This is a genomic window from Oligoflexia bacterium (genome assembly GCA_035326705.1).
Lineage (GTDB): Bacteria > Bdellovibrionota_G > JALEGL01 > JALEGL01 > JALEGL01 > JALEGL01.
Map to the genome: position 1 here is coordinate 261,065 of DAOLES010000003.1, position 15,900 is coordinate 276,964.

At 35.1% G+C, this 15,900-nt stretch carries 16 protein-coding genes; 6 read left to right on the forward strand and 10 right to left on the reverse strand.

Features of this window, described 5'->3' with window-relative positions; all coding sequences use genetic code 11:
* Positions 1-107: 107 nt before the first annotated feature.
* The 7 genes from PKC21_06205 to PKC21_06235 form a co-directional block, all read right to left on the reverse strand.
* The gene (locus tag PKC21_06205) at positions 108-530 is read right to left on the reverse strand and encodes a DUF1801 domain-containing protein (GenBank protein HMR24927.1); all 423 of its coding nucleotides are present in this window, start codon (positions 528-530) and stop codon (positions 108-110) included.
* Complete coding sequence (locus tag PKC21_06210; GenBank protein ID HMR24928.1) at positions 530-1,135, reverse strand: DNA-3-methyladenine glycosylase I; 606 nt, start codon at positions 1,133-1,135, stop codon at positions 530-532. The genes PKC21_06205 and PKC21_06210 overlap by 1 nt, the downstream gene beginning before the upstream one ends.
* A gap of 65 nt (positions 1,136-1,200) precedes the next feature.
* A complete protein-coding gene (locus PKC21_06215) occupies positions 1,201-2,289 on the reverse strand; it encodes an ABC transporter ATP-binding protein (GenBank protein HMR24929.1) in 1,089 nt (362 codons plus the stop codon).
* Positions 2,290-2,296: 7 nt separating this feature from the next.
* Positions 2,297-3,166 carry a carbohydrate ABC transporter permease gene (locus PKC21_06220; protein ID HMR24930.1) on the reverse strand — a complete coding sequence of 290 codons (870 nt, stop codon included), beginning with the start codon at positions 3,164-3,166 and terminating at the stop codon, positions 2,297-2,299.
* Entirely contained in the window at positions 3,166-3,999 is an 834-nt protein-coding gene (locus PKC21_06225) for a sugar ABC transporter permease (protein HMR24931.1), read from the reverse strand. The genes PKC21_06220 and PKC21_06225 overlap by 1 nt, the downstream gene beginning before the upstream one ends.
* Before the next feature lie 49 nt (positions 4,000-4,048).
* Positions 4,049-5,320, reverse strand: a complete 1,272-nt coding sequence (locus tag PKC21_06230; GenBank protein ID HMR24932.1) for an ABC transporter substrate-binding protein — start codon at positions 5,318-5,320, stop codon at positions 4,049-4,051.
* Positions 5,321-5,382: 62 nt separating this feature from the next.
* Complete coding sequence (locus PKC21_06235) at positions 5,383-6,276, reverse strand: ROK family protein (GenBank protein ID HMR24933.1); 894 nt, start codon at positions 6,274-6,276, stop codon at positions 5,383-5,385.
* Between the two features lie 288 nt (positions 6,277-6,564).
* On the opposite strand from PKC21_06235, the gene PKC21_06240 reads away from it, so the two are divergent.
* Genes PKC21_06240 through PKC21_06255 form a run of 4 tightly spaced genes read left to right on the forward strand, consistent with a single transcriptional unit; the run spans position 6,565 to position 10,934 of the window.
* On the forward strand, positions 6,565-6,855 hold the full coding sequence (locus tag PKC21_06240; protein ID HMR24934.1) for a MarR family transcriptional regulator: 291 nt from the start codon (positions 6,565-6,567) through the stop codon (positions 6,853-6,855).
* A complete protein-coding gene (locus PKC21_06245; protein HMR24935.1) occupies positions 6,852-8,507 on the forward strand; it encodes an ABC transporter transmembrane domain-containing protein in 1,656 nt (551 codons plus the stop codon). The genes PKC21_06240 and PKC21_06245 overlap by 4 nt, the downstream gene beginning before the upstream one ends.
* Positions 8,497-9,540: an HlyD family efflux transporter periplasmic adaptor subunit gene (locus PKC21_06250; protein ID HMR24936.1), complete on the forward strand. Its 1,044-nt coding sequence runs from the start codon at positions 8,497-8,499 to the stop codon at positions 9,538-9,540. Before PKC21_06245 ends, PKC21_06250 begins: the two co-directional genes overlap by 11 nt.
* Positions 9,540-10,934, forward strand: coding sequence for a TolC family protein (locus PKC21_06255; protein ID HMR24937.1), 1,395 nt, complete (start codon positions 9,540-9,542; stop codon positions 10,932-10,934). Before PKC21_06250 ends, PKC21_06255 begins: the two co-directional genes overlap by 1 nt.
* On the opposite strand, the gene PKC21_06260 is transcribed toward PKC21_06255, so the two are convergent.
* Both PKC21_06260 and PKC21_06265 read right to left on the reverse strand, forming a co-directional pair.
* The gene (locus PKC21_06260; protein HMR24938.1) at positions 10,931-11,692 is read right to left on the reverse strand and encodes an ABC transporter permease; all 762 of its coding nucleotides are present in this window, start codon (positions 11,690-11,692) and stop codon (positions 10,931-10,933) included. The two genes, PKC21_06255 and PKC21_06260, sit on opposite strands and share 4 nt — an antisense overlap.
* Entirely contained in the window at positions 11,689-12,609 is a 921-nt protein-coding gene (locus tag PKC21_06265) for an ABC transporter ATP-binding protein (GenBank protein HMR24939.1), read from the reverse strand. The genes PKC21_06260 and PKC21_06265 overlap by 4 nt, the downstream gene beginning before the upstream one ends.
* A 103-nt stretch (positions 12,610-12,712) precedes the next feature.
* Between PKC21_06265 and PKC21_06270 the strand changes: the two genes are divergently transcribed.
* Positions 12,713-13,174: an EVE domain-containing protein gene (locus PKC21_06270; protein HMR24940.1), complete on the forward strand. Its 462-nt coding sequence runs from the start codon at positions 12,713-12,715 to the stop codon at positions 13,172-13,174.
* A gap of 117 nt (positions 13,175-13,291) precedes the next feature.
* Positions 13,292-14,665, forward strand: coding sequence for a delta-60 repeat domain-containing protein (locus PKC21_06275; GenBank protein ID HMR24941.1), 1,374 nt, complete (start codon positions 13,292-13,294; stop codon positions 14,663-14,665).
* Here the strand turns inward: PKC21_06275 and PKC21_06280 are convergent.
* Entirely contained in the window at positions 14,660-15,808 is a 1,149-nt protein-coding gene (locus PKC21_06280; protein HMR24942.1) for a phosphatidylserine/phosphatidylglycerophosphate/cardiolipin synthase family protein, read from the reverse strand. The genes PKC21_06275 and PKC21_06280 overlap by 6 nt on opposite strands.
* Positions 15,809-15,900: the final 92 nt, after the last annotated feature.

Here is a 15,900-nt window from a genome sequence, read left to right on the forward strand (position 1 = left end):
ACCATACTATCATGGACTTTTCATTTTCTTGTTTTTTGATTGATATCTTTCTCTGACAAATAGGTTTTGATATATTCTCGCCTAGAATATTCTTTATGCATATCTATTTACTTAGATTTTTTATTCAAATGGTACGTTAATGCCAAATATATGCATTCTTTTATGGGGACACGATTATTGATTACATTTGTTTTTGAAAAAATAAGGGCTCTTTTATCTTCATATTCAAACATATCATCAAAAAGTATTTTGTATTGCTCAATTAAATTGGTTTGGCAATGAACATACATCCCACATTGATTGGGTTTATTTTTATTCCAGGCCAAACGAATACTGGTCCCAATCTTTTTATCCTGAGCTCTATAACTGGGCTCTCCCCATTTTAAACTTTCTTCAATCTCACCAATGACAGGATTTTCTTTAGCAACTGCAAAAATAAGTTCCCTAAGCTTGTATAAAAGAACTCTAAACTCTTTAGGATACTGATTAAACTTTTCTGCTACAGCTGGGTTGTTAAACTTGCTTTGCATCAACCTACCTTTTTCAATTGTTTTCTTGCGGTGGCTACTTTTTTACGCCACTGACAATCTTTAGCATGATCGTTGACCAATCCCATGGCTTGCATGAAAGCATACATGGTGGTGGGGCCCACAAACTTAAAACCTCTTTTTTTTAAATCTTTGGATAAAGCAATGGATTCAGCAGATGTTGATACAACTATTGTATCATTGCCTAGGTGTTTGCTTTCATATTGCCAAACATAACTGGCAAAAGAACCATACTCTTTAACCAACGCTTGAACTTTTTTTGCATTGTTAATCACTGCTTCAATTTTACCTCGGTGCCTCACAATCCCTTCATTTTTCAATAATGCTTCAACATCTTTGCTTGTAAACTTGGCCACTTTATAAAAATCAAATTGTTTAAAAGCCTTACGGAAATTTTCTCTCTTGACCAAAATTGTTCTCCAACTCAAACCAGACTGAAAGCCTTCTAAAGATATTTTTTCAAACAAAGTAAAGTCATTTTGCACGGGGTAACCCCATTCGTGATCATGGTAATCTATATACTCTTGAGTAGCTGTACACCAGCGGCAGCGTTTTTGACCATCTTCACACAAAATTGCTTTATTCATTCTCATTTCTCCTAATCTCAAAAGGTAGGCCGTACCTTTTGAGATTTAAATGACGACGCAATTCATTAAATTTTTTCACCTGTAGCAGGATCAAAAAATAAAAATTTAGCCTGATTTAAATAAAAACTCATGCTCTCACCTTTTGCACAAACATGTTTTGGTCTGCAGCGGGCAACCACTTGTTTACCATTCATAGAAGTATGCACCAAGGTATCTGCCCCCGTTGGCTCCGTAAACTCAACACTACTTTTAACTTCATAAGGATTTAAAGTTCTACTGGGTTTAGACGTTATATCTTCTGGACGAATTCCAACTAAAACTTTTTTATAGTCTGACAACGCTTCTGGTGCATCCAGTTGATAGTTTGCATCTGTTGTTTGAAGATTAAAAAACTTTTTTTGACCATTGTTCTTAATTTCGGCTTCAACAATATTCATGCTTGGAGATCCCATAAATTGCGCAACATAGGTATTGACCGGATGCGCATAAATATTTTCTGGAGTATCCAACTGTACCACTTCACCCTCTTTCATAACAGCTACTCTGTCTCCCAAGGTCATGGCTTCAATTTGATCATGGGTCACATACACTGTGGCACAGTTTTGACTATCATGCAGTTGCCTAATTTCTTTGCGCATACCCACACGTAATTTTGCATCCAAGTTACTCAAAGGTTCATCGAACAAAAACAAAGAAGGCGTCCTGGCCATAGCTCTACCCATAGCCACCCGTTGTCTTTGCCCACCAGAAAGTTTAGCCGGTTTTCTGGTTAAAAGATGTTCTATCTCCAGTGACTTAGCTACCTCATCAATTCTTTTATCAATGTACTCTTTAGAACGTTTGCGCATTTTCATGCCAAAGGCTAAGTTATCTCTTACAGTCATGTTAGGATACAGTGCATAAGACTGAAACACCATGGCAATGTCTCTATCTTTGGGTAGAAGCTCTGTTACATTTTTATCGGTAATAAAAATATCCCCTGAATCTGGTTTTTCTAAACCTGCAATACAATTGAGCAGAGTACTTTTTCCGCAGCCGCTGGGGCCAACCAAAATTAAAAATTCTCCTGCTTGCAAAGATAAATTAATATCTTTTAAAATCTGTTGTTGTCCAAAAGATTTATTTAAATTGCTGATTTGCAAAGCTTGTGTCATTTTTTATCTATCCTTTTACTGAACCTGCGGTTAAGCCTCTAACAAAATACTTACCCGCTAAAATATAAACCAATAGCGTTGGAATAGCCGCAATAATGGCTGCTGCCATATGTACGTTGTACTCTTTTTCTCCCATAGATACATTGACCAAGTTATTCAATGCTACTGTAATGGGTTGTGTGTCTGCACTAGAAAAAATGACCCCAAACAAAAAGTCATTCCATATTTGGGTAAACTGCCAGATAACCGTTACAGTGATAATGGGTCCTGACAAGGGCAATAAGATTTTAAAAAAAATACTGAAAAAATGCGCGCCATCAACTTTTGCTGCATTGACAAGTTCTGATGGTACGTTGGTATAGTAGTTTCTAAAAAACAAAGTGGTACCAGCAACACCATAAATCACATGCACCAGGACCAATCCCCAATAAGAGTTAGACAAGCCCACTTTTCCTAAAAGTTGTGCCATGGGTAAAATAATGATTTGAAAAGGAATAAAACACCCCACCAAAAGTGCTGTAAAAAAAATATCAGACCCTTTGAACTTCCAATGAGAAAATATATACCCATTCAAGGCACCAATGGCTGTAGATATGACAACTGCTGGCACAACAATTTTAATAGAGTTGAAAAAATAAGGTTTAACGCCTTCACAAGCAATGCTTGCGCACGCGCTATCCCACGCTCTAAACCAAGCAGATAAATCAATGCTTGTAGGTAGAGACAATAAGCTGCCCGAGCGAATATCAGCCATACTTTTAAATGAGGTCATCAACATCACTAAAAAAGGAACCAAATAATACAAAGCCATCAAAACTAAGACACTGTATATTACGCCACGTATCAGTGTATTTCTTTGTTGAGAGTTTTGTACCATTACTTTGACTCCTTGGTTTGTGCATAAACAAATGGCACAATGATTGCCATAACTGCCATCAACATCATCACTGCACTGGCTGAGCCCATGGCCATTTTACTGCGTTGAAAGGCAAAGGTATACATAAAGGTGGCAGGCAACTCTGTTGCGTAACCTGGTCCCCCTTGCGTTAAAGCCATGACCAAATCAAAACTTTTAATGGCGATGTGGGTTAAAATCATAATGGCACTAAAAAATACAGGGGACATGCTTGGAATGATTACTTTACGGTAGATTTGCCAGGTATTGGCGCCATCAATCTGTGCGGCTTGAATCATTTTTTCATCTACACCTCTTAAGCCAGATAAAAATAAAGCCATGACAAAACCAGAAGACTGCCAAACCGCGGCAATGACCACGGTATAAATGGCCATCTTTGGATTGACCAGCCAATCAAAACTGGCATTAGCAAAACCCATATTTTGTAAAACTTTTTCTACCCCATGACTTGGGTTGAGCATCCATTTCCAGGCTGTACCTGTGACAATGAAAGATAATGCCATTGGATACAAATAGATGCTTCGAATGGTATTTTCCATTCTAATTTTCTGATCTAAAAATATAGCCAAGACCAAACCTAAAACAATGGATATTCCTACATACAAGCTACTAAAAATTCCCAGATTTTTAATGGCAATCCACCAGCGATCATTTTGAAAAAGTTTATCATACTGTTCAAGACCAACAAACGTGTGACTGGGTAATAAAGTAGAGTTGGTCATGGATAGCCATACCGTCCAAGCAATAAATCCGTAGATGAATACCACTGCCATTAAAAGTGTTGGAGAAATCATTACTTTAGCAACAGATTTCTCCCAGAGACGATGTAGCTTAACTTTCAACTTATTGACTGGCCTTTATTGATTGATAAAGTTTTTCTGCGGCTTCTTTTTCAGACTGCTGTGAATTAAAGAAATTGGTTACAACATCAAAAATTGCTCCCTGTACTGCGGGTGAGCTAGACATCCCATGCGCCATGCTGGGCAGAAAACTTTTTTTACTGATGCTGGCATTAATGTCTTTAATAGATTGTTGTCCACAAGCATCAAACTCACTGTCTTTGATATTTTTATTTACAGGTACAGAGCCTTTATTGGTGTTAAATATTTTTTGAAACTCTTCTTGTAAAATCAACTTAGCCATAGCATTTTGTGCTGCCTCAGATTTTGGATTTTTATTTTTAAACATAACAAAGCTGTCTACGTTGTAGGTAAAATCACCTTGAGTGCCTGGTACAGGTACACATAAATAATCTACACCTGGTTTTTTACCGGCTTTCACAAATTCACCTTTGGCCCAGTCTCCCATGATTTGCATACCGGCACTGCCTTTAATAACCATGGCTGTTGCTTGATTCCAATCTCTCCCTGTACTGCCTTTATCCGTGTATTGTTTATAGGTTCTTAGTTTTTTAAAGGCATTTTGCATAGCCGCACCAGTTAAAGCTTCTTTTTTTAAATTTATAAACGCATCTGTATACAGTTTAGAGCCTCCTTCAGACAATACAATGGCTTCAAATACGGTTGCATCTTGCCAGTTTTGCCCACCATGCGCAATTGGCGTAAAGTCTTTCAGTTTGTTTTTAACTGCGTAGTCTTCTAGGGCCTGTGCTGCAGATTCTAACTCTTGCCATGTTGTGGGTACTTTAACCTTAGCTTTTTTAAAGACGCTTGGGTTGACCCATAACCAGTTAACTCTGTGAATATTAACGGGAACAGCTACATAATGTTTATTGTATTTAAGATGGTCAATCAGTGGACCATAGATTTTATTATCCCAATTTTCAGCTTTGGCAACTGCATCTAAATTTGCGTTTACACCCATGCTGGCCCATTCTTGTATGGCAGGTCCTTTAATTTGCGCTGCTGTTGGGGCATTACCTGAAACCACCCTACTTTTTAAAACAGTCATAGCATTCTCACCGCCGCCACCGGCTACCGCAAAATCTTTCCAAGTATGACCTTCTTTTTCAAGTAATTTTTTTAGCACATTAACGGCTTCTGCTTCACTTGCAGAAGTCCACCAATGTAGGACTTCAACTTCACCTGCAAAGCTATAATAAGAAAAACTTAAAACTAGGGCACAAAAAATATTTTTTAAATAAGTATAACTCATGCAAAGATTTGTATGTGCTCAAACTAAGATTGGCAAGAAATTCTTGAATATTTTCTGGGATCTTATCCTTTGTTTTTTGAAAAATAACCGACGGCAGCACCAATCATACCTGCATCATCTCCTAAATGGGCCAGCATGATTTCTACATCCCTACCAGGATGGTTTTTTAAACGTATTTTTAGCTCTTCATACATTGTATTCTCAAACAAATCTTTTGAGCGGCTCACCCGCCCACCAAGTAATATACGCTGAGGATTAAAAATATTGACCAATGAAGCAATAACTACCCCTAGATGCTTTCCCAAATCATGATAAACTTGCTGGGCAGCTTCTTCACCTTTTCTTGCTTGGTCAGCGATGACTTTAAGACTTTTTTGGTGCTTGGCTTCTAATGCAGATGCTGAAATATACGCTTCAATACAACCACGGTTGCCACACCCACACAGTGGACCATCCATTTGAATGGACATATGCCCCAATTCTCCAGCCATTGAGTCATAGCCCAATAATAATTGACCATCAGATACAATGGCTCCACCGATGCCAGTTCCAATACCTAAATACAAGCAATCATTGATTCCTTGTGCATTCCCTAATTTTTGTTCCGCCAACATCACTGCATTAGCATCATTGAGCGTATGACACTGTTCTATAGCTAGGTCCATGGCTTGACATATTTGATCAATAATCTTGATATTAATCCATTGCGGAAAATTAGGTGCACAGGCAATGGTTTGATCTTTTTTAACATAGCCTGGAATACTCAAACTAATGGGTAACTTTGTATCTTTAGCCAAGCCCTGATAAAGCTTTTTTATCTGTTCAATCACATCTGAAAGTTTACGGCTGGCAACGGTTCGTTCAGATTTTTTTTGTAAAATATTAAGCTTTTGATCAATTAATGCAGCACGTAAATTATGACCACCTAAATCAAAAGCTATAAGTTTCTTATTCATTGCCTGCTCTAAATAACATTTATTAGTTAGAGTAGAAAGTAGAATGATTTTACTTATGATACTTTCTTTACACTAAATTTTAGATGAAGTAAGCGTCAGTTTAAAAGCTTATTTACTCTTTGTAGTAAAATAACAAATATTATTTTCTTGTACATTATGTACGTTTACCAGCATTGATTGAACGCAATTTTTTATTAAACTTTAATAATTACTCATATAAAAAAAATATTTTTTAAAAACTCAATATATGAATTTTATTTCATGAAAAAATATGCTATATTATAATTTATGATATCGTCTCAATGGACTTTTTTTTCTAATCATGCCCATGTTTTGTTTATACTTTATCAACATCCAAATATAACCATGAAAGATATATCAACTGCTGTAGGCATTACAGAACGTGCTGTTCATAAAATCATTAAAGAACTAGAAGCGTTTTACTACATAAAATCAAAAAAAGAAGGACGTAGAAACACTTATACTTTAAACTTAAATAAACCCTTAAGACACAAAATAGAAAAACACTGTAAAATCAAAGATCTTATTCAATTAATAAGTCTAGAAGATAAAAAATGAAAACAACAAACTCAGCACCCTTAAAAACTCTAAAACTCCTTTTTGCATTGATTATCAAAAACAGTAAAGATTTTGCTCTCAATATTCTTTTTTTTGGTTTGCTGGTCTCTGTTCTAAGTCTTGCTATTCCTCTTTCAGTGCAAACATTGGTTAATAGCATCAGTTTTACCTCACTCAATCAACCTATAGCAGTTGTTAGCATCCTTCTGTTTATTGTTTTAATTAGCTCTGCTATTTTCCAAGTTTTGCAAACATGGCTTATTGACCTTTTTCATAGAAAAGTTTTTGCTCATCTGGGCTCTGAAGTAGCCAATAGAATTTATTTAGCAAAAGCAGAACTTTATAAAAATCAAAATGTACCTGAACTAATCAATCGTTTTTTTGATATTTTTACTTTGCAAAAAAGTTTAGCAACCTTAATGACTGACGGCTTTGCTTTATTTTTACAATTGACTATTGGCTTGCTGTTTATTGCTTTTTATCACCCTTTATTCTTGGCATTTGATGCTTTTTTAATCCTATATCTTTTTTGCATATGGTTTTTTTTTGGACAAAAAGCAATACAAACCGCTATTAATGAATCCAAAGCAAAGTATAAATTTGTGAATTGGTTAGAACAGTCAAGTAAAGCTTATGAACTGCTCGCTGCAACTAAGGTTAAAACCATTACTTATCAAAAGTCTGAAAACTATATCTCTTCTTACGTAGAAAAAAGAAAACAACATTTCACTTACCTTTTAGCACAAACAATCATGCTCACTACTTTGTTTGCTATTTCAAGTTCTTTATTATTAGGTTTAGGTGGTTACTTGGTTAATCAAAATCAACTTTCATTGGGACAGTTGGTTGCTGCTGAAATTATTGTGACCAGTATTTTGATTAACCTTTCTAAATCTTCTAAATATCTTGAACTATTTTATGATTTAGTTGCTGCCTGCGAAAAAATATCTCATTTATTCTCATTTAAAATTGAACAAAAAAACAATAAAATTCGTTCCTTTGATAGAATTGATATTTCAATCAAAGACATTTATATTTCAAATAGAGATAAATACTTTCAATTATCTTTGGATATCCCTTTCAAAAATAAAGTTTATTTTCATGTCAATGAGAGTTCTTGTAAAGAAATTCTCCTTGATCATCTTTTTGGTCAAAATAACACAGGCAGTGGTCATTTATTTATTAACAATGAAAAATCCAATAACATCCCCATTCAAGACTTAAGACTAAATATATACGACTGTGGTTACCCTAATTTTATTGAAGGTAGTATTAAAGATAACTTAACCCTAGGTTTATCTAACATTGATGACAAAGAGATTTATAAAGTCTTAGAACTTTTAGAATTGGAAGAAAGCATTAGCACTTTTAACAAACAACTCAATACATTAATGCTTCCTAATGGTTCACCTTTATGGAAAAGTCAATTACCTAGATTGGATATTGCCAGAGCAATTCTTTTAAAACCTAAAGTATTAATTTTAAATGAATCCTTTCAATTACTTTCAAAAGAACGCCAAGATAAAGTTTTAGATTATATTACTTCTAGCGAGCATTCTTGGACTGTATTACACTTTGATAAACAACCGACCAATTCAAAAAGATATGACCAAATTGTTTCACTAAAATGGGAAAGAAAAAATGAATATTGAGTTTAATTCTAGCACAGAGAAATCAGAATTTTTTAAAACCAAAGATTTAATCCAATCTCCTAAATTTATATGGTTCCTAAGTATCAGCACCTTTAGTTTATTTACATTACTTTTACTCTTATTAATTTTTGTTCCCTGGCAGCAAACAACCGCAGGAGATGGCCACGTTATTGCTTTAGATCCAAACGATAGAATTCAGGATCTAGAAAGTTTTGTCGATGGTATCGTATCAAAATGGTATGTTAAAGATGGCAGTATTGTAAAAAAAGGTGACCCTATTGTTGAAATTATTGACAATGATCCTCTTCTTATAAACCGACTAACTAGAGAAACTCAAGCAAAGCGCAAAAAAGTAGATGTTTCCAAAATTGCTGCTCAAACAGCAAAAAATAATTTTTTACGTCAAGAAAAGTTATACAAAGAAGGCTTAGCATCACAAAAAGATTTTGAATATGCCACAATAAATTACAAAAAGCTTTTATCACAATTAGCTCAAGATGAGGCTGAACTAGCTAAGTCTGAAGTTTCTCTTTCAAGACAAGAACTAAGAATAGTTAAAGCACCATCTGATGGAACAGTTTTATATGTCATCCCTGGGTCAAATAATCTGATTATCAAAAAAGGAGATAAGGTTGCGCGTTTTTTACCAAAAACTCAACAGCGTGCAGTAGAAATTTTTATTGACGGTAATGATTTTCCATTGGTCTATGCTGGTAGAAAAGTAAGAATTCAATTTGAAGGTTGGCCAGCAGTTCAATCAACTGGTTGGCCTTCTCTTGCCATTGGCACATTTGCAGGCACTGTCTGGTCTACGGACTCTTCACAAGAAAAAAATGGTAAATTTAGAGCCATTATTGTACCTGATTTATCAGAAAGACCTTGGCCTAGTGAAAGATTCTTACGTCAAGGCACAAGAGCTCATGCTTGGGTTACTTTAGATGAAGTAACATTGGGTTATGAATTATGGCGAAGATTTAATGGTTTTCCAATTGCAGTTGATAAAAACTTAGATACCCTGGGCTCTGTAAAGTAATGCTAGTTAGATCAATTATACTTTTATCCCTAATTTTTAAATTTGCTTTTGCAAAAAATAACTCTTATTTGTCTTTAAAACAACTGCTTAAAAGTGCAAGTGAGTTTCATCCAGAAATGATGAGCCAGTACGAAAAAATAAAACAAAGTGAACAGGATATTAATATTGCTAAAAGTTTTTTTGACACTAAACTTAATTTTGAAAACAATTACGCAGCAAATGGATTTTACGATGGCAGCTATTTTTCTACTTTTTTTGAACAAAGTCTACCATGGTCTAGTATAAATTTATACGGACAGTTTAAAAAAAGCAATGGCAACTTTCCTGACTATGAAGGTCATCTTGAGACACTGAGCCAAGGAGAGATGAGCTTTGGAATTGAATGGTCAATCTTAGAATCTTTTATAACTGATCCGAGAAAGATTGCCATACTAGAGGCAGAGTTTAAAAATAACATTGAAGTACAACAAGCTCAGCTTGTGAAAATTTTTTTTCAAGAAAAAGCTGCTCAAGCTTTTTTTAAGTGGAAAGCATATGTCAAAATTTTTAACACCTATCAAAATCTACTAGCTCTTGCACAAAATAGACAAGAAGGTTTGATAAAACGAAATAAATTTGGAGACCTTGCAACAATTTATATTGAAGAAAACCAACGTTATATTTTTGAAAGAGAAAGGAAAGTGCTGTTAGCAAAACAACTTCTTGACAATGCCATCATAGAGCTTCTTTTTTTCTTGAGAAATTCTGAAGGAAATATTCAATATACTCCTGATACCTTTAAACTAGAGCCTGATGAAATTGATGAAGGGGCTTTGAGTTTCGAGGACACAGACAGTTCTGCTATAAATAATTTTCCAGGTCTTAGCATCTTTCTTTTTAGAAAAAAAATTATTGACCAAACCATGCAGTATTTAAAAATTAAGCGTTTACCTGACTTAAAAATTAAAACTAAATACAGTAAAGACCTTGGAACTGGTTCACAATCACTTGCTCCTCAAGAATTCGATATATCATCAAATTTTTCTTTTCCTTTGCAAAACAGAAAAAATAAAGCAACCTATTTAAAAGCAAAAAGTAAATTAAGAGAACTTAATTTTTCTTATCAAGCAGAGAAAGAAAAGCTTAATAATGCTTATAAACAAATTCTTGTATCAAAAAATACTGCGCAAAAACAACTGAAGGTTATTCAACAAGAAGTTACAATTGCAAAGAAGCTTGCTCAGGCAGAACGTATCCGTTGGGAAAATGGTGATAGTAATTTTTTATTGGTTAACCTTAGAGAACAAGATCTTGCCGCAACCAATATAGAGCTTATCAAGACCCACCTTGCTTTGGAGACACTCTGGGTTCAAAACTTGGGAATAACCAATAACTTTGAGAAACTACTTCATTAACTCTTTAAACGATATCCTGTTTTAAAAATCCAACGAATAATTAAAATACATATAACCAACATCACTGCAATAGCTTTTAAACTTAACCACACACTAAAGTCAGAGTTTTCATAAAAGCTCCATCTAAAACCATTGATTAAATAAACCACTGGGTTAAGCATAGAAACTTTTTGCCAAAACTCTGGCAACATTTTAATGGAGTAAAAACTACCGCCTAAAAACGTTAGGGGTGTAATAATTAATACTGGGATAATATTAAGTTTTTCAAAACCATCCGCCCACAAACCAAGAATAAAGCCTAACATACTAAAGGTTATACAGGTTAAACACAAAAAGAGAATCATAATGAAAACATGCTTAATATAAAGATCCACAAAAAAGAAAGATGTTAACAAAATGATTGTCCCAATGATCAATGATTTACTGGCAGCTGCCCCTACATAACCAATAATAATTTCTACATATGAAACTGGCGCAGATAACACTTCATAAATTGTTCCAGTAAAACGTGGAAAGTAAATGCCAAAAGATGCATTGGATATACTTTGGGTTAATACAGATAACATAATCAAGCCAGGAACAATAAAAGAACCATAACTCACGCCATCTATATCCTGCATTCTTGAACCAATAGCTGAACCAAATACAATAAAATACAAAGCAGTTGAAATTACTGGCGAGGCAATGCTTTGCATGGCTGTCCGCCACATTCTTTTCATTTCAAAATTATAAATGGCTTTAATGGCTTGAATATTCATTTTTTCTCCACAAGTTTAACAAAAATTTCTTCTAAAGATGTTTCCTGAGTTTTGATGTCATCAATGATTAACTGACAATCTTCTAGACATCTAAAAAAGCTGGTTACATTTTTTTGTCTAATATCATAAGTATAGGTTATTGATGACCCGTCATCAGATAAACTAACATCGTATTGATTTAAATTTTCCGGAAGGGTCTGTAATGCTGTTTTAAGAAAAATAGTTAAACTTTTTTTGCCCAATTTACCCATCAATGAAGCTTTATCATCTACTACAATTATTTCACCTTCATTGATCACTGCAATTCTATCTGCCATGCGCTCAGCTTCTTCTATATAGTGTGTTGTCAATACAACACTAACCCCACTTTTTCTTAGTTCATCCACTTGTCGCCACATGCTTTCTCTGAGCTGAACATCCACGCCTGCTGTAGGTTCATCTAAAAATAAAATTTTAGGCTCGTGCGCTAAAGCTTTAGCAATCATGACTCTTCGTTTCATGCCTCCAGATAGTGCACCTAACTTTTCATTCCTTTTTTCCCATAAGGATAAGCTTTCTAAAGTTTTTTGAATATAAGCTGCATCGGCTTTTAAACCAAAAATACCTCTTGAAAAACTCACTGTATCCACTACTTTTTCAAATAAATCTCTGGTTATCTCTTGTGGGACCAAGCCTATCAATTGCCTAACTTTTCTATAATCATCAACAATATCCAAATCATTGACTGTAATTTGTCCAGAGGTAACTTTAATTAAACTACAGACAGCACTGATTAAAGTTGTTTTACCCGCGCCGTTAGGTCCTAACAAAGCCAGTATTTCCCCTTGTTTTAGTTCCAAATTAATATTTTTTAATGCCTCAAAACCACCATCATAGGTTTTATTTAAATTTTTAATTTTTAATATTGTTTGTGCCATAACTGGCCCAGAAGATAACGGCTGTTCAAGATCTTGACAAGACAAAAGCTTTAAAAGCACAAAAGTTTTTTGCTTAAATTCATCAGTTTGGTAGAAAAAAAATATGAATTATTGGTTAATGAAAACTGAGCCCGATGCTTTTTCTCTAGAAGATCTTAAAAAATCCCCACAACAAACAACTTTATGGGATGGGGTTAGAAATTACCAAGCCCGCAATTTTATGCGTGATCAAATGAAGCTTGGTGACAAGGTGTTCTTCTACCATTCACAGGAAAAGCCACCCAGTATTGTTGCCATTGCCAAAGTAGTAAAAGAAGCTTATCCAGATCCAAGCCAATTTAATGAAAAAAGCAAGTACTATGACAGCAAAGCTGATCCCAATAAACCAAGGTGGTTTTGTGTGGACATTCAATTAGAGCAAGAGCTTAAGCAAGCCATTGGTTTGGATGAACTTAAAAAACACTCAGAACTTGCAGATATGCCTTTATTACAAAAAGGCCAACGCTTATCGGTTCAACCCGTAAGCTCAGCCCATTGGAAGTTTATTCTTCAATTAATAACATAAACTATGCAATATTTGCGCAAAATGACTTTTTTGCAGGCTAACCCTAGATAAAAACTAAATAATATTAATATCTTAGTCTAAGACTATCATGGCCTAAAAATTGCTCACTTTAAGGCTATGCAACAAGAAAAAAAAATAACCTTTCAATTGCTTTCTAGCTTAATGAGCTCACTATTGATGGGAACATTGCTCCTAACATCTTGTGGTGGAAAAATAAATGCGGCCTTAAACGGTGAAGAATCAGTTGTTCATAGGAGCTATCATTTTAACAATATCGTAAGGCATGTTTCTGTAAGAAACGATGATAAAATCATCGTAGCTGGTAATTTTACTGAATATGGCCCATTAGAAGTGGGGCGATTTCTGCGTCTTAACGCTGATGGTTCTTTAGATGAAAGCTGTTTGTATTCTAAGTTTGATAATACCGTTATGGACGTCACACTACTTCCAGATCAAAGCATGATTGTTGTTGGTTTATTCATGAGCTATGGCAATCAACCCGCAAAACGTATTGCTAAACTCAATGCTGACTGTACATTAGATACAAGCTTCCACAACACGCCCAATACAGACCACTATTTTATTAAAGTTGCCTTGCAAGGCAGTAAAATTTTAGTGGGTGGTAGGTTTTCAACTTACGATGGTCATACACAAGGTGGCTTGGTCCGCTTAAACTCTAATGGTATTGTAGATGCAAGCTTTAACTCTGGAAATGTTGGTTTTGATGGTGGTGTTATGGCGATCAAAGTTAAAGATGATCAAAGTATTTTAGTAGGCCATGGAGGCACCCACTACAATAACGTTGCTTTAAGTAATTTAACCAAACTGAATCCAAACGGAGGTTTAGACGCTGCATTTTTTAATGGTGATCAAGCAGGACAAGCTACTGACAGGTCTTCACTGATTAATCCAGTTATTGCTATTGAAGAAATTCCCTGCGCCTCAGAAAGTCCTATTGGTTTTGAACAAGAAGGAAGCTGTAAAAACATCGTTGCAGCCGGTGCTGTCAGTTGGTATGAAGACAATACCTACACCTACAATCAAACCCTGATGGATGGCATAGGTTCTGTAAAAAACGATGGCTCTTTAAACACTGCTTTTAAGCGTTCCCACGATGGATCTATTTACGCACTTTATGATCTTTTATACGATAATGATGAGCAAAGCCTTTGGATAGCAGGTGGTATGGAGTTGTATGGTGTCCAGGTTGATGGTATCGCCAAAATGGATATCCATGGTAATTTAGATCAAGACTTTTTCTCATACAGCAATTTAGGATTTCATAGCCCAGGACAGGACTTTGACTCTTCAGGGAATCCTTCAGATTTTCCAGAAACAACCGATGGTCCAATGATTGTTTACTCGCTAGACCAACAATCCAATGGTAAAGTTTTAGTCGGTGGTATGTTTACGCACTTCAATAACCAAAAAGTCAACTACTTTACCCGCTTAAATACTGATGGTAGCTTGGATCAAAGTTTTGGTTTATAAAAATGCTCTAAAACGATAAAAAAGCATGCTCAGTAATTTTTGTATAATCGACATCTTTTGCCACGACTGATCATCTTGCTTTTGACAAATCTCGCTAACTGCGTTTTCATAAAATTGAACAAAGCGCTCAACACACTGTTTATCACTGGTATGAGCAACCAATTCTAAGTTATGCAACAAACTACGATAATCAAAATTATAACTTCCCAATGATAGCCATACTCGATCAACACAAATGGCCTTACCATGCGAAAATCCAGGCCAATGATAAACTTTGATTCCTTCATTAATAAGCTTATGTAAAACCACTCTAGATCCATAATCAACAAAACGGACATCACTTTTTTCTGGCACAATCAACTTAACATCAACCCCTCTATCAACGGCTTTTATTAAGTGCTTTATGATCGCTTTATCAGGAATAAAATAAGGATTAATAATCCAGATACTTTCTTTGGCTTGTTTAAAGGCATGTAAAAAGTCCCTGCGTATGCGCCACCTATAAGTAAAGTGATTGTTACCTTGAACTCTGACATCTTGTTGCCCCTCAAACTTACGTGCTTGTTTACGGCGTTCTTTTTTTGTACCTTTTAATCGAGGGAATTTGAGTTTTTTTGCCTGCCAAACCTCATCAAAGTAATGATAAATTTGCTGACATACCGGCCCATCCAGCAACAGGCTAAAGTCATGGATTCCTCCTAAGCGCCATTCTTTTGCGTATTTATCCGCAATGTTAAATCCACCTAACATGGCATGACTACTATCCACAATAAGAGTTTTACGATGATTGCGTTTAAAATATTTTTTACCTACATCTTTGGATAAAAAAGAATGGTAGCATTTGACCTTAACTCCTTGCTTTTTCATTGCTTCAAAAAAACGATTGCTGGATAATGCACTTCCCCAGTGATCATAAATTAATCTAACGTCACAACCTCTTTTGGCAGCAGCAATTAATTCATCCGCTACCGTTTTCCCCATTTGATCATTGATAAACTCATAAATTTGCAAATAGACTCTGTATTTTGCATTGCGAATAAGCTTTAACAATGCTGGAAAAATCTCTTCTCCACCCAATAAAACATCTACATTATTGCCAGTTGTGACCGATTCTTGATCAAAATAATATCTCTGCGCAATCATTATCTCATTATCCAAAACATAAGCTTGTTGACATCTCGATTTGGCTGTTTATTATAGTCATCGCAATCAAGCAAGGACTTATTCTGTTTTGC

Excerpts from the sequence above, each read along its gene's own strand:
- PKC21_06225 (HMR24931.1), bottom strand. The coding sequence starts at position 3,999 with ATGATTTCTCCAACACTTTTAATGGCAGTGGTATTCATCTACGGATTT.
- PKC21_06205 (HMR24927.1), bottom strand. The coding sequence starts at position 530 with ATGCAAAGCAAGTTTAACAACCCAGCTGTAGCAGAAAAGTTTAATCAG.
- PKC21_06210 (HMR24928.1), bottom strand. The coding sequence starts at position 1,135 with ATGAATAAAGCAATTTTGTGTGAAGATGGTCAAAAACGCTGCCGCTGG.
- PKC21_06245 (HMR24935.1), top strand. The coding sequence starts at position 6,852 with ATGAAAACAACAAACTCAGCACCCTTAAAAACTCTAAAACTCCTTTTT.
- PKC21_06235 (HMR24933.1), bottom strand. The coding sequence starts at position 6,276 with ATGAATAAGAAACTTATAGCTTTTGATTTAGGTGGTCATAATTTACGT.
- PKC21_06215 (HMR24929.1), bottom strand. The coding sequence starts at position 2,289 with ATGACACAAGCTTTGCAAATCAGCAATTTAAATAAATCTTTTGGACAA.
- PKC21_06280 (HMR24942.1), bottom strand. The coding sequence starts at position 15,808 with ATGATTGCGCAGAGATATTATTTTGATCAAGAATCGGTCACAACTGGC.
- PKC21_06260 (HMR24938.1), bottom strand. The coding sequence starts at position 11,692 with ATGAATATTCAAGCCATTAAAGCCATTTATAATTTTGAAATGAAAAGA.
- PKC21_06265 (HMR24939.1), bottom strand. The coding sequence starts at position 12,609 with ATGGCACAAACAATATTAAAAATTAAAAATTTAAATAAAACCTATGAT.
- PKC21_06250 (HMR24936.1), top strand. The coding sequence starts at position 8,497 with ATGAATATTGAGTTTAATTCTAGCACAGAGAAATCAGAATTTTTTAAA.
- PKC21_06255 (HMR24937.1), top strand. The coding sequence starts at position 9,540 with ATGCTAGTTAGATCAATTATACTTTTATCCCTAATTTTTAAATTTGCT.
- PKC21_06230 (HMR24932.1), bottom strand. The coding sequence starts at position 5,320 with ATGAGTTATACTTATTTAAAAAATATTTTTTGTGCCCTAGTTTTAAGT.
- PKC21_06270 (HMR24940.1), top strand. The coding sequence starts at position 12,713 with ATGAATTATTGGTTAATGAAAACTGAGCCCGATGCTTTTTCTCTAGAA.
- PKC21_06275 (HMR24941.1), top strand. The coding sequence starts at position 13,292 with ATGCAACAAGAAAAAAAAATAACCTTTCAATTGCTTTCTAGCTTAATG.
- PKC21_06220 (HMR24930.1), bottom strand. The coding sequence starts at position 3,166 with ATGGTACAAAACTCTCAACAAAGAAATACACTGATACGTGGCGTAATA.
- PKC21_06240 (HMR24934.1), top strand. The coding sequence starts at position 6,565 with ATGATATCGTCTCAATGGACTTTTTTTTCTAATCATGCCCATGTTTTG.